This is a genomic window from Afifella sp. IM 167, assembly GCF_020144925.1.
In the GTDB taxonomy this organism is placed as follows: Bacteria; Pseudomonadota; Alphaproteobacteria; order Rhizobiales; family Afifellaceae; genus Afifella.
In genome coordinates, this window is sequence record NZ_NSLC01000008.1 from 81,835 (window position 1) to 94,902 (window position 13,068).

Annotated in this window: 10 protein-coding genes; all 10 read right to left on the minus strand. The window is 64.7% G+C overall.

Features of this window, described 5'->3' with window-relative positions:
* Complete coding sequence (locus CLD20_RS15210) at positions 1 to 294, minus strand: 50S ribosomal protein L23 (protein ID WP_224407510.1); 294 nt, start codon at positions 292 to 294, stop codon at positions 1 to 3.
* Entirely contained in the window at positions 291 to 911 is a 621-nt protein-coding gene (gene rplD / locus CLD20_RS15215; RefSeq protein ID WP_224407511.1) for a 50S ribosomal protein L4, read from the minus strand. The genes CLD20_RS15210 and rplD overlap by 4 nt, the downstream gene beginning before the upstream one ends.
* Positions 911 to 1,660: a 50S ribosomal protein L3 gene (rplC, locus tag CLD20_RS15220; RefSeq protein WP_224407512.1), complete on the minus strand. Its 750-nt coding sequence runs from the start codon at positions 1,658 to 1,660 to the stop codon at positions 911 to 913. The genes rplD and rplC overlap by 1 nt, the downstream gene beginning before the upstream one ends.
* Positions 1,661 to 1,687: 27 nt before the next feature.
* Positions 1,688 to 1,996: a 30S ribosomal protein S10 gene (rpsJ, locus tag CLD20_RS15225; RefSeq protein WP_026380996.1), complete on the minus strand. Its 309-nt coding sequence runs from the start codon at positions 1,994 to 1,996 to the stop codon at positions 1,688 to 1,690.
* Between the two features lie 54 nt (positions 1,997 to 2,050).
* Positions 2,051 to 3,226, minus strand: coding sequence for an elongation factor Tu (tuf, locus tag CLD20_RS15230; protein WP_224407513.1), 1,176 nt, complete (start codon positions 3,224 to 3,226; stop codon positions 2,051 to 2,053).
* Positions 3,227 to 3,267: 41 nt separating this feature from the next.
* Complete coding sequence (fusA, locus tag CLD20_RS15235; RefSeq protein WP_224407514.1) at positions 3,268 to 5,358, minus strand: elongation factor G; 2,091 nt, start codon at positions 5,356 to 5,358, stop codon at positions 3,268 to 3,270.
* 22 nt (positions 5,359 to 5,380) lie between these two features.
* Positions 5,381 to 5,851 carry a 30S ribosomal protein S7 gene (rpsG, locus tag CLD20_RS15240; protein ID WP_224407515.1) on the minus strand — a complete coding sequence of 157 codons (471 nt, stop codon included), beginning with the start codon at positions 5,849 to 5,851 and terminating at the stop codon, positions 5,381 to 5,383.
* Between the two features lie 10 nt (positions 5,852 to 5,861).
* Positions 5,862 to 6,233, minus strand: coding sequence for a 30S ribosomal protein S12 (rpsL, locus tag CLD20_RS15245; RefSeq protein WP_224407516.1), 372 nt, complete (start codon positions 6,231 to 6,233; stop codon positions 5,862 to 5,864).
* Positions 6,234 to 6,587: 354 nt separating this feature from the next.
* Positions 6,588 to 8,183, minus strand: coding sequence for an ATP-binding cassette domain-containing protein (locus CLD20_RS15250; protein WP_224407517.1), 1,596 nt, complete (start codon positions 8,181 to 8,183; stop codon positions 6,588 to 6,590).
* A 634-nt stretch (positions 8,184 to 8,817) separates the two neighbouring features.
* The gene (gene rpoC, locus CLD20_RS15255) at positions 8,818 to 13,041 is read right to left on the minus strand and encodes a DNA-directed RNA polymerase subunit beta' (protein ID WP_224407518.1); all 4,224 of its coding nucleotides are present in this window, start codon (positions 13,039 to 13,041) and stop codon (positions 8,818 to 8,820) included.
* Positions 13,042 to 13,068: the final 27 nt, after the last annotated feature.

A 13,068-nucleotide genomic window follows, 5' to 3' on the forward strand; every position in this document is an offset into this window, starting at 1 on the left:
TTAAAGACCCGTCGTCACGTCGATCGAGTGACCTTCTTTGAGGGTCACGATCGCTTTTTTGAAATCTTTCTGCCGGCCCTTGATGCCGCGGAAACGCTTCGTCTTGCCCTTGCGGAGCAGCGTGTTCACGCTCTCCACCTTGACCTTGAAGAGCGCCTCGACCGCATCGCGGATCTCCGGCTTCGTCGCGCCGATCGCAACCTTGAAGACAACCTGGTTGTGCTCCGAGGCGAGCGTCGATTTTTCGGTGATCACCGGCGAGACGATCGTGTCGTAGTGCTTGAGGCTGGTCATTTGAACCGCTCCTCCAGCGCCTCGAGCGCGGCCTTCGTCAGGACCAGCGTGTCGCGGCGCAGAATGTCGTAGACGTTGATGCCCTGCACCGGCAGCACGTCGACGCCCTTCAGGTTGCGCGCGGCACGGGCAAAGCCGTCATCCAGCGCGGCACCGTCGACGATCAGCGCGCTCGTCAGGCCGAGCCCGGCGAACTGCACGGCGAGCGCCTTGGTCTTGGCGTCGCCCGCCTTCGCCTCGTCGATGACGATGAGGCTGTCGCTCTTGGCACGCACCGAAAGCGCATGCTTGAGGGCGAGGGCGCGCACCTTCTTCGGCAGGTCGATCGCATGCGAGCGCACGACCGGGCCGAAGGACTTGCCGCCGCCCCGGAACAGGCCAGGCTTCTTGGAGCCGTGGCGGGCGCGGCCGGTGCCCTTCTGGCGGTACATCTTGGCCGTGGTCATGGAGACCTCGCCGCGATCCTTCGCCTTGTGCGTGCCCTGCTGGCGCTTCAGCAGCTGGTAGCGGATCATCCGCTGCAGGATGTCGGTGCGGGGCTCAAGGCCGAAGACCTCGTCCGAGACCGATACCTTGCCAGCCGACTTGCCGGCGAGCGTGGTGACATTGAGTTCCATTATTCCTCGCCCCCTTCGCCCGCAGGCGCTTCGGACGTTGCCTGTGCCTGGGCCGTCTCGGCCGAATTACCGTTCGCCTTGCGCAGAGCCGCAGGAGTCGGCACGCCATCCGGCGCGGACTTCTTGATGGCATCGCGCACCAGCAGCAGGCCGCCCTTGGCACCCGGCACCGCGCCGCGGATCAGGATGAGGCCCCTCTCCGCGTCGGTGCGCACCACCTGCAGGTTCTGCGTGGTGACGCGGGTGTCGCCCATATGGCCGGCCATCTTCTTGTTCTTGAACACCTTGCCCGGATCCTGGCGATTGCCGGTGGAACCGTGCGAGCGGTGCGAAACCGAGACGCCGTGGGTGGCCCTGAGGCCGCCGAAACCATGACGCTTCATGGCGCCGGCGAAGCCCTTGCCGATCGAGGTGCCGGTGACGTCGACATACTGGCCGGGCAGGAAGTGCTCGGCCGTGATCTCGGCGCCCACCTCGATGAGGTTCTCCGGGCTCACACGGAACTCCGCAACCTTGCGCTTGGGCTCCACTTCCGCCTTGGCGAAGTGGCCACGCATGGCCTTGGGCGTATTCTTGGCCTTGGCGAGGCCGACGCCGAGCTGAACGGCCGTATAGCCGTCCTTCTCCGCCGTCCGCTGCGCGACGACCTGGCAATTGTCGAGCCGAAGCACGGTAACCGGCACCTGTTCGCCAGCCTCCGTGTAGACCCGGGTCATGCCGAGCTTTTTTGCGATGACGCCAGAACGCATCCTGGTGTTCCCTTCGTCAGGTATCCGCTAGAGCTTGATCTCGACATCGACGCCAGCGGCGAGGTCGAGCTTCATGAGTGCGTCGACCGTCTGCGGCGTCGGATCGAGAATATCGAGAAGACGCTTGTGCGTGCGGATCTCGAACTGCTCGCGGCTCTTCTTGTCGATGTGCGGCGAGCGGTTCACAGTGAACTTCTCGATCCGGGTCGGCAGCGGGATAGGTCCGCGCACCTGCGCACCGGTCCTCTTGGCCGTCGAGACAATCTCGGCGGTGGAGCTGTCGAGCACACGGTGATCGAAGGCCTTTAGCCGGATACGGATGTTCTGCCCGTTCATTATCTTGCCTCGTCAGAAGCCGGCGCGGACGGGATCGCCCGCGCCAGATCCTTGTTACTCGATGATGGAAGAGACGATACCGGCGCCGACGGTCCTGCCGCCTTCACGGATGGCGAAGCGCAGCTTCTCCTCCATGGCGATCGGCACGATCAGCTCCACCGTCATTTCCACGTTGTCGCCCGGCATCACCATCTCCGTGCCTTCCGGCAGATGCACGACACCCGTGACATCCGTCGTGCGGAAATAGAACTGCGGGCGGTAGTTGGTGAAGAACGGCGTGTGACGGCCACCCTCCTCCTTCGTCAGGATGTAGGCCTCGGCCTTGAACTTCGTGTGCGGCGTCACCGAGCCCGGCTTGCACAGGATCTGCCCGCGCTCCACGCCCTCGCGGTCGATGCCGCGCAGAAGCGCGCCGATATTGTCGCCCGCCTGGCCCGAATCCAGCAGCTTGCGGAACATCTCCACACCCGTCACCACCGTCTTGCGGGTGTCGCGGATGCCGACAATCTCCACTTCCTCGCCGACCTTCACCTGGCCGCGCTCCACGCGTCCCGTCACCACCGTGCCGCGCCCGGAAATCGAGAACACGTCCTCGATCGGCATCAGGAACGGCTGGTCGATCGGGCGCTCCGGCGTCGGGATGTAATCGTCCACGGCCGCCATCAGCGCCCGCACCGAATCCTCGCCCATCGTCTTGTCGCCGTCTTCCAGCGCCACAAGGGCCGAGCCCTTCACCACCGGAATGTCGTCGCCCGGGAACTCGTAGGAGGAAAGCAGCTCGCGAACCTCAAGCTCGACGAGCTCCAGAAGCTCCTCGTCGTCCACCTGGTCGACCTTGTTCATGTAGACGACCAGCGCCGGAACGCCGACCTGACGGGCGAGAAGAATGTGCTCGCGCGTCTGCGGCATCGGGCCGTCCGCGGCCGAAACCACCAGGATCGCGCCGTCCATCTGCGCCGCGCCCGTGATCATGTTCTTCACGTAGTCGGCATGCCCCGGGCAGTCGACATGGGCGTAGTGACGGTTCTCCGTCTCGTACTCCACATGCGCCGTCGAGATCGTGATGCCGCGCGCCTTCTCCTCAGGCGCCGCGTCGATCTGGTCGTAGGCACGATACTCGCCGAAGAACTTCGTGATCGCCGCCGTCAGCGTCGTCTTGCCGTGGTCGACGTGACCGATCGTCCCGATGTTCACATGCGGCTTCGTGCGCGAAAACTTCTCTTTTGCCATCAGCTCTCTCCGTCTGACTTCTCAACCTGTTTCAGTAGAAATCAGGCGTACTTGGATTGAATTTCCTGGGCGACCTGGCTCGGCACCGGCGAGTAATGGTCGAACTGCATCGTGTACTGCGCCCGGCCCTGGCTCATGGAGCGCAGCGTGTTGACGTAGCCGAACATGTTGGCGAGCGGGACCATGGCGTTGATGACGGTGGCGTTGCCACGCATCTCCTGCCCCTGCACCTGGCCACGGCGGGAGTTGAGGTCGCCGATGACCGACCCGGTATATTCGTCCGGCGTCACCACCTCGACCTTCATCACCGGCTCCAGAAGAACCGGCTTCGCCTTCTGGGCACCTTCGCGGAAGGCGGCACGCGCCGCGATCTCGAAGGCCAACACCGAGGAATCGACGTCATGGTAGGCGCCGTCGAGCAGCGTCGCCTTGATGTCGACCATCGGGAAGCCGGCGAGGACACCGTTGCCGAGCACGCTTTCGAGGCCCTTCTGGACGCCCGGAATGTACTCCTTCGGCACGTTGCCGCCGACGATCTTGGAATTGAACGTGAAGCCTTCGCCCGGCTCCTGCGGCTCGAACATGATCTTGACGCGGGCGAACTGGCCCGAACCGCCGGTCTGCTTCTTGTGGGTGTAGTCGATCTCGGCCTGCTGCGTGATCGTCTCGCGATAGGCGACCTGCGGCTGACCGATATTCGCCGCGACCTTGAACTCGCGCTTCATGCGGTCGACCAGAATGTCGAGATGCAGCTCGCCCATGCCGGCGATGATCGTCTGGCCCGATTCCTCGTCCGTCTTCACGCGGAAGGACGGATCCTCCTGTGCCAGGCGGTTGAGGGCGATGCCCATCTTCTCCTGGTCGGCCTTGGAGGCGGGCTCGATGGCGATCTCGATGACCGGCTCGGGGAACTCCATGCGCTCCAGGATGACCGGCTTGTTCGGATCGCAAAGCGTGTCGCCGGTCGTCGTGTCCTTGAGGCCAACGAGAGCGACGATGTCGCCGGCAAAGGCCTCCTTGATGTCTTCACGGTTGTTGGAGTGCATCAGCAGCATGCGGCCGATGCGCTCGCGCTTCTCCTTCACCGTGTTCACCAGCGCAGAACCCGCTTCCAGCTTGCCGGAATAGATGCGCGCGAAGGTGAGCGAACCGACGAACGGGTCGTTCATGATCTTGAAGGCCAGCATCGAAACCGGCTCGTCGTCGGAGGAGATGCGCTTCACCTCCTCGCCGGACTTCGGGTCGATGCCGCGAATGGAAGGAACCTCGATCGGGCTCGGCAGGTAGTCGACGACAGCGTCCAGAAGGAGCTGCACGCCCTTGTTCTTGAAGGCGGAGCCGGCGAGCACCGGGAAGAACTGCACCGCGCAGGTTCCCTTGCGTACGAGCCTGCGGATGGTGTCGTTGTCCGGAGCGTTGCCCTCCAGATAGGCTTCCATCACCTCGTCATCGAGCTCCACGACGGTCTCGATGAGCTTCTCGCGCCACTCCTCGGCCTTCGCCTGAAGCTCGGCCGGGATTTCCACGTCGTCCCACTGGGCGCCGAGGGTCTCGTCGCGCCAGAGGCGGGCATTCATCTCGATGAGATCGACGACGCCCTTGAAGTCGCTTTCCGCGCCGACCGGAAGCTGCAGCACCAGCGGCTGGGCGCCGAGGCGCTCCTCGATCATTTCCACGCAGCGGTAAAAATCGGCGCCGATCTTGTCCATCTTGTTGACGAAGATCATGCGCGGAACTTTGTACTTGTCCGCCTGCCGCCAGACGGTCTCCGTCTGCGGCTCAACGCCCGCATTGGCATCGAGAAGCGCGATGGCGCCGTCGAGCACGCGCAGCGAACGCTCCACCTCAATGGTGAAGTCCACATGGCCCGGCGTGTCGATGATGTTGAGGCGCCGCTTCTTGCCGTCGCGGCCTTCCCAGAAAGTGGTCGTGGCAGCCGAGGTGATCGTGATGCCCCGCTCCTGCTCCTGCTCCATCCAGTCCATGGTGGCAGCGCCCTCATGGACCTCGCCCATCTTGTGGGACTTTCCGGTGTAGAAGAGGATCCGCTCCGTAGTCGTGGTCTTCCCGGCATCGATGTGAGCCATGATGCCGAAGTTGCGGTAGTCCTCGATCTTATAGTCGCGGGGCATAGGTGGTCTCGTCTGTCTGCTGCTACCAGCGGTAATGCGAGAAGGCGCGGTTGGCCTCGGCCATCCGGTGCGTATCCTCGCGCTTCTTCACGGCATTGCCGCGGTTGTTGGCGGCGTCCAGAAGCTCGCCGGAAAGGCGCTCTTCCATGGTCCGCTCGTTACGTCCGCGCGCCGCCGTGATCAGCCAGCGGATGGCGAGGGCCTGACGGCGATCCACGCGCACCTCGACCGGCACCTGATAGGTGGCACCGCCGACACGGCGGGAGCGCACCTCGACATGCGGCATGACGTTGTCCAGCGCCTGGTGGAAAATCGCCACCGGGTCCTGGCGCATGCGGCCCTCCACCGATTCGAGCGCCCCGTAGACGATCGATTCGGCAGCCGATTTCTTGCCGTGATACATCACGGAATTCATGAACTTCGAGATCACCCGGTCCCCGTATTTCGGATCCGGATTGATCTCACGCTTCTCGGCACGCCGGCGTCGCGACATCCCTGTCTCCTTACTTCGGCCGCTTGGCGCCGTACTTCGAACGGCGCTGGCGACGATCTTTGACGCCCTGGGTATCGAGCACGCCGCGCAGCACGTGATAGCGCACGCCCGGCAGATCCTTCACGCGCCCGCCGCGGATCATCACCACGGAGTGCTCCTGAAGGTTGTGCCCTTCGCCCGGGATATAGCCGACGACCTCGTAGCCGTTGGTCAGGCGAACCTTGGCGACCTTACGAAGCGCCGAGTTCGGCTTCTTCGGGGTCGTGGTGTAGACGCGCGTGCAAACGCCGCGCTTCTGCGGATTGGCCTCGAGAGCCGGCACCTTGTTGCGCCGCGGCTTGTCGTGGCGCGGTTTGCGGATGAGCTGGTTGATCGTCGGCATAAAGATCCGGCTTCCCGTTCCTCAAGAATTCCTTGTCGAGCGCGACGAAAATCGCACCGCATCGCCAAACCGGCCGCGGTGCACAGAAACAGAGGATTACGGGTATTCCCCGCAATCATGATCCGACTTCGATCGCATTCAAACCCGGGCAGCGTCTAAACCTTGAAGTCCCGCGCTATGGACGCACGAAACAGGGCTTGGCTTACCGCCTGCCCGCTGGGTTGTCGTCATCTAGACGTGGTGAGGTTTTACGTCAACCCCGCGCGGCGAGGTTTTGTCCCGCGCATGGCCGCAAAAGGCCTAGAAACCCGCGAAGCAGCCATGCGGCGAAGTGACGATAGGCCAGTCGCCACGTCAACCCGCGCCTTTTCCGGTCCCCAAACGAATCTCTCCGCTCAGTCCGAGCGAATCCAGGAACGTCTCGTCGTGGCTCGCGACGATGAAGGCCCCGTCATACGCGCGAAGGGCCGCCTCGAGAACCTCGATCGATTCGATGTCGAGGTGGTTGGTCGGCTCGTCGAGGAGGAGGAGCTGGATCGTGCCCGACGAGAAGACGCAGGCAAGCCCTGCCCTGAGGCGCTCGCCGCCGCTGAGATTCTCCACCCGCTGCAGCGCCGCCTCGCCGCGGAAAGCGAATCGCGCGAGCCCCGCCCTGGCGCCGTTCTCATCAAGCGCCGGCGCAAGGCGCCTGATGTTGGCAAGGACCGTCTCCCCAGGGTCGAGAATCCGCACCCACTGGTCAAGAAGCGCAATCGCACCCTCAAACCGGCGAACATGGCCGGCGGTTGGACGGAGAGCGCCCATGGCGAGCGCGAGCAGGCTGCTCTTGCCCGACCCGTTCGGGCCGCGCAGCGCCAGGCGCGTCGGCCCCCTGACGACAAGCGAGAGCGGTTCGAAGAGTGTGCGCCCGCCCCGCATGAGCGTCACCTCCTCGAAAGCAAGCAGCTCCCGGCTTGCCGCAAGGCCGCTCGGCGGCAGGCGCATTTCCAGCGGGGTGAGAACCTCAACCGCCCGGCGCGCCGCTTCAAGCTCCCCTGCCCGCTCCTCGACAATTCGTTCGCCGAGAAGCCTGTCGCGTGATGCGGTGCGCTCCGATCTCTCCTTGGCCGCGTCGAGCAGCAGCTTGCTGTTGCTGCGCTCGGCGCGCGCCCGGAGCCCGGGCTTTGCGCGCTGCGCCTTGCGTTCGCGCCGCGCCTGAACGTCCCTTTCGCTTCGCGACAGCGCGGCCTTCGCCTGCGCGAGCTCCGCCTCCGCCCCGCGCCGCCTTGCCGCGCGCGCCTCGGCGAACGCGCTCCAGCCCCCACCGAAGGATGTCGCACCGACAGCGCTGAGCTCGACGATGCGATCCATGCCCTCAAGAAGCTCGCGGTCGTGCCCCGCGACCAGAACCCCTCCCCGCCAGCCCGCGACGAGATCGGCGATCACCTGCCGTCCGGAACGGTCGAGATTGTTGGTCGGCTCGTCGAGGAGAAGGAGGTCCGGACTTTCAAGAAGCAGTCGGGCGATCGAGAGGCGGGTCCGCTCGCCGCCACTGAGCGAGGCAAGGGGCAGGCCGAGCGAGAGGCCGCCAAGACCGAGACGCGACATCGTCGCGCCGATACGCTCCTCCAGCCCCCACTCCTCGTCCGCGAGCGTCTCGGCGCCCCAGCCGGCGCGCTGCACCTCGGCGAGGCGCGCGAGCCTGGCTGCCACGCCGAGCGCCTCCGCCAGCGTCACCGAGCCGTCCGGCCAGTCCTGGCGCAGCACGGAAATCCGCCCGAAGCGGGCAACGGTTCCCGCCGCAGGCTCGCGCTCGCCGGCGATGACACCGATCAGTGTCGACTTGCCGGAGCCGTTTCGCCCGACGAGCCCGACGCGCTCGCGCCCAAGGGTCAGGGAAAGATCATGGGCGAGAGGACGCCCGTCAGGGGTGGAGAGAAAGATGTGCCGGATGCTGGCAAGGGCGTGCATGAGAGACCTCGACGCGAAGAGCTGAAGAAAAAATGCTCTGCCGGTCGTTCATCGGTCCCTCCATTGGCCTCGCCTCAGATAGGCACTGTGAGCGCGGGGTGAAAGCCCGCGAGGGTGCGTCCAAGAGAGCCCGCGATGGCGCCCCCAAAAAGAAAAAGGCCGGCGTTGCGCCGGCCTCTTCGTGAAGCTCTGCCGGGCCGCGTTGCGCGGCCGCCTGCCCCTCAGCTCAAATACGGAATGGCCGCCAGCAGCGTGTAGCCGAAGGTCAGTCCGAAAAACAGGATCGTCCGCTTGAAAAGATGTCCAGCCATTTCTTGTTCCGTTGCGTTCCAGTCCCCTCGGCGTCAGTAACGACAGGCCGTGAAAAAGGTTCATCCCCGAGGTGAAAAAATTCGCCGGGGCAGGACGCCGCGGCGAGCAGGCCGCGCTCCTCTACCGCAATCGCCTGCCCTCGCAAGCGATTTTTGCCGTCAGATATGACGAGGAGGTAAACGGCGAAAGACTTCGCTAACCACTGTGCCCGCCCTGCCACAGGGGCCGGTTCGCACGCCCTCGGCCAGCCCTCGAACGGCCACGAAAAAGCCCCGGCCGATGGCCGGGGCTTCGCTTCTTTCAGAAAAGATTTGGAGGCGGCCTACTCGCCGACCTCGACGGTCTCCGTCTCGCTCTCGCCGCTGCCCATATCGACGAGGGCTGCACGCGCAGAGATCTCGGCGCGCTTGCGCTCGTCCTCTGCGATGAGCTCGTCGCGACGGGTCGCGATCTGGCGCAGACGACTGATCGTGCCGCCGGTGCCGGCCGGGATGAGACGTCCGACGATGACGTTCTCCTTGAGGCCTTCCAGCGTATCTATCTTGCCGTTGACAGCCGCGTCCGTGAGCACCCGCGTCGTCTCCTGGAAGGAGGCGGCGGAGATGAAGGAGCGCGTCTGCAGGCTCGCCTTGGTGATGCCGAGAAGGACCGGAACGCCTTGGGCGGGCGTCTTGCCCTCTTCCTGAATGCGGGCGTTGATCGCATCGAATTCGATGCGGTCGATCTGCTCGCCGGAAATCAGGTCCGTCTCGCCCTGCTCGGTGATCTCGACCTTCTGCAGCATCTGCCGGACGATGACCTCGATGTGCTTGTCGTTGATCAGCACGCCCTGCAGCCGGTAGACCTCCTGGATCTCGTTGACGAGGTAGGCGGCAAGCTCTTCCACGCCCTTGATCGCCAGGATGTCGTGCGGTGCCGGAAGCCCGTCGAGAATGAAGTCGCCCTTCTCGATGACGTCGCCTTCCTGAAGATGGAAAGGACGTCCCTTCGGGATCAGGTACTCCACCGGCTCGCCTTCGCCCTCGAGCGGCTCGATGACGATGCGGCGCTTGTTCTTGTAGTCCCGGCCGAAACGCACCATGCCCGCCTGCTCGGCGATGATGGCATGATCCTTCGGACGCCGGGCCTCGAACAGCTCCGCCACCCGCGGCAGACCGCCGGTGATGTCGCGCGTCTTGGCACTCTCCAGCGGGATACGCGCAAGCACGTCGCCCGGGAAGACCTCCTCGCCCGGCTCCACCGAGAGGATGGCGTCGACCGAGAGCTGGTAACGGGCGTCGCCGCCGCGCTCGAGCTTGGCCGGCTTGCCGTCCGCACCGAGCACCACGAGGGCCGGCTTCAGGTTGGCGCCGCGCGGGGTCGCCCGCCAGTCGATGACGACGCGCTTGGTGATGCCCGTCGATTCGTCCGCCGTCTCGGCGACCGAAGCGCCTTCCACCATGTCCTCGAACGATGCCTTGCCGCCGACCTCGGTGACGATCGGGCGGGTATAGGGATCCCATTCGGCGATCCGCTGGCCGCGCTTGATCGCGTCGCCATGGTCGACGAACAGGCGTGCGCCGTAAGGCACACGGTGGCTCGCACGCTCCTTGCCCTTCTCGTCGATGATGGCGACCTGCATGTTGCGGCCCATGGTGACGAGCCGTCCCTCGCGGTTGCGCACGACGGAGCGGTTGGTGACCTGCACCGTGCCCTCGAAGGTCGCCTCGATGAACGACTGGTCGACCACCTGCGCCGTGCCGCCGATATGGAAGGTACGCATGGTGAGCTGCGTGCCCGGCTCGCCGATCGACTGCGCCGCGATGACGCCGACGGCCTCGCCCATGTTGACGGGCGTGCCGCGGGCCAGATCGCGGCCGTAGCACTTGCCGCAGACGCCGTACTTGGTCTCGCAGGTCAGCACCGAGCGGATGAGGACCGACTGCACGCCGGCACCTTCGATGGTGTCGATGTGCCGTTCCTCGATCAGCTCGCCCTTCGGCACGATCACCTCCCCGCTCGCCGGATCGGTGATGTCCTCCGCGGTCGTGCGGCCGAGGATGCGCTGGCCGAGCGTGGCCACGACGGTGCCGGCATCGACGATCGCCTGCATGGTCAGCCCGTTCTCCGAGCCGCAATCCACCTCGGTGATGATGCAATCCTGCGCCACGTCGACGAGGCGGCGGGTCAGATAGCCGGAATTGGCCGTCTTCAGCGCCGTATCGGCGAGGCCCTTACGGGCGCCATGGGTGGAGTTGAAGTACTCCAGGACCGACAGGCCCTCCTTGAAGTTGGAGATGATCGGGCTCTCGATGATCTCGCCGGAAGGCTTGGCCATCAGGCCGCGCATGCCGGCAAGCTGCTTCATCTGCGCAGGCGAGCCGCGGGCGCCCGAATGGCTCATCATGTAGATGGAGTTGATCGGCTTCTGCCGCTTCGTCTCCTTGTCGTACTCGACGGCCTGAATGCCCTTCATCATCTCGTCGGCGACCTTGTCGGTGCACTTGGCCCAGGCGTCGACCACCTTGTTGTACTTCTCGCCCTGGGTGATGAGGCCGTCATTGTACTGCTGCTCGTATTCGGCAGCGAGCTGACGGGTCTCTTCCACGAGCTGGATCTTCGCCTCCGGGATGACCATGTCGTCCTTGCCGAAGGAGATGCCGGCACGGGCCGCATGGCGGAAACCGAGCTGCATGATCCGGTCGCAGAAGATGACCGTCTCCTTCTGCCCCGTATGACGATAGACCGTATCGATCATCCGGCTGATTTCCTTCTTGGTCATCAGCCTGTTGCAGATGTCGAACGGGATCGCCGGGCTCTGCGGGAGGAGCTCGCCGATCAGCATGCGGCCGGGGGTCGTCTCGTAGATCTTCGAGTTCGGCGTGCCGTCCTCGTCGAGCCCCTTGTAGCGGCCCTTGATCTTGGCGTGCATCGTCACCGCGCCGACTTCCAGCGCGTGATGCAGCTCGTTGATGGAGCCGAAGAGCATGCCCTCGCCCGGCTCGTTGTCCTGCATCAGCGACAGGTAGTAGAGGCCGAGGACGATATCCTGCGACGGCACGATGATCGGCTGACCATTGGCCGGATGCAGGATGTTGTTCGTCGACATCATCAGGACGCGCGCCTCAAGCTGCGCCTCCAGCGACAGCGGCACGTGCACGGCCATCTGGTCGCCGTCGAAGTCGGCGTTGAAGGCCGCGCAGACGAGCGGATGCAGCTGGATCGCCTTGCCTTCCACCAGCACCGGCTCGAAGGCCTGGATGCCGAGACGGTGCAGCGTCGGGGCGCGGTTCAGCAGCACCGGATGCTCGCGGATGACCTCGTCGAGGATATCCCAGACTTCCGGCTTTTCCTTCTCCACGAGCTTCTTGGCCTGCTTCACCGTCGCCGAATAGCCCTTGGCGTCGAGCCGCGAATAGATGAACGGCTTGAACAGCTCGAGCGCCATCTTCTTCGGCAGGCCGCACTGGTGCAGCTTCATCTCCGGGCCGACCACGATGACCGAACGGCCGGAATAGTCGACGCGCTTGCCGAGCAGGTTCTGGCGGAAGCGGCCCTGCTTGCCCTTCAGCATGTCGGAGAGCGACTTCAGCGGGCGCTTGTTGGTGCCCGTGATGACGCGGCCGCGGCGGCCGTTGTCGAACAGCGCATCGACGGATTCCTGCAGCATCCGCTTTTCGTTGCGGATGATGATGTCCGGCGCGCGGAGCTCGATCAGCCGCTTCAGGCGGTTGTTGCGGTTGATGACGCGGCGATAAAGGTCGTTGAGGTCTGACGTGGCGAAGCGTCCGCCGTCGAGCGGCACCAGCGGGCGCAGATCGGGCGGGATCACCGGCACGACGGTCATGACCATCCATTCCGGGCGGTTGCCGGAAGCCATGAAGGCCTCGATGACCTTGAGCCGCTTGGCGAGCTTCTTCGGCTTCAGCTCGGTCGTCGCCTCGGCGATCTCCTGGCGCAGACGCACGGCCTCGCTCTCAAGGTCGATCGCCATCAGCAGCTCGCGCACGGCCTCCGCGCCGATCATCGCGGTGAAGCTGTCGGCGCCGTACTGGTCCTGCGCCTCCAGGAACTCGTCCTCCGACAGGAGCTGTCTCTCCTGCAGCGGCGTGATGCCCGGCTCGATGACGATGTAGTTCTCGAAGTAGAGGACCCGCTCGATGTCCTTCAGCGTCATGTCGAGCATGAGGCCGATGCGGGACGGCAGCGACTTCAGGAACCAGATATGGGCGACGGGAGCGGCAAGCTCGATATGGCCCATGCGCTCGCGCCGAACCCGCGCGAGCGTGACTTCCACGCCGCACTTCTCGCAGATGATGCCCTTGTACTTCATCCGCTTGTACTTGCCGCACAGGCACTCGTAGTCCTTGATCGGACCGAAGATGCGGGCGCAGAAAAGCCCGTCCCGCTCCGGCTTGAACGTGCGGTAGTTGATGGTCTCCGGCTTCTTGATCTCGCCGAAGGACCAGGAGAGGATCTTTTCCGGGCTCGCCAGCGAGATGCGGATCTGATCGAAGGTCTGCTGCTGGGCCTGGGGGCTGAAGATGTTCATGACCTCTTGGTTCATAGGGTCATTCTCCTTGCCATGGTTGCG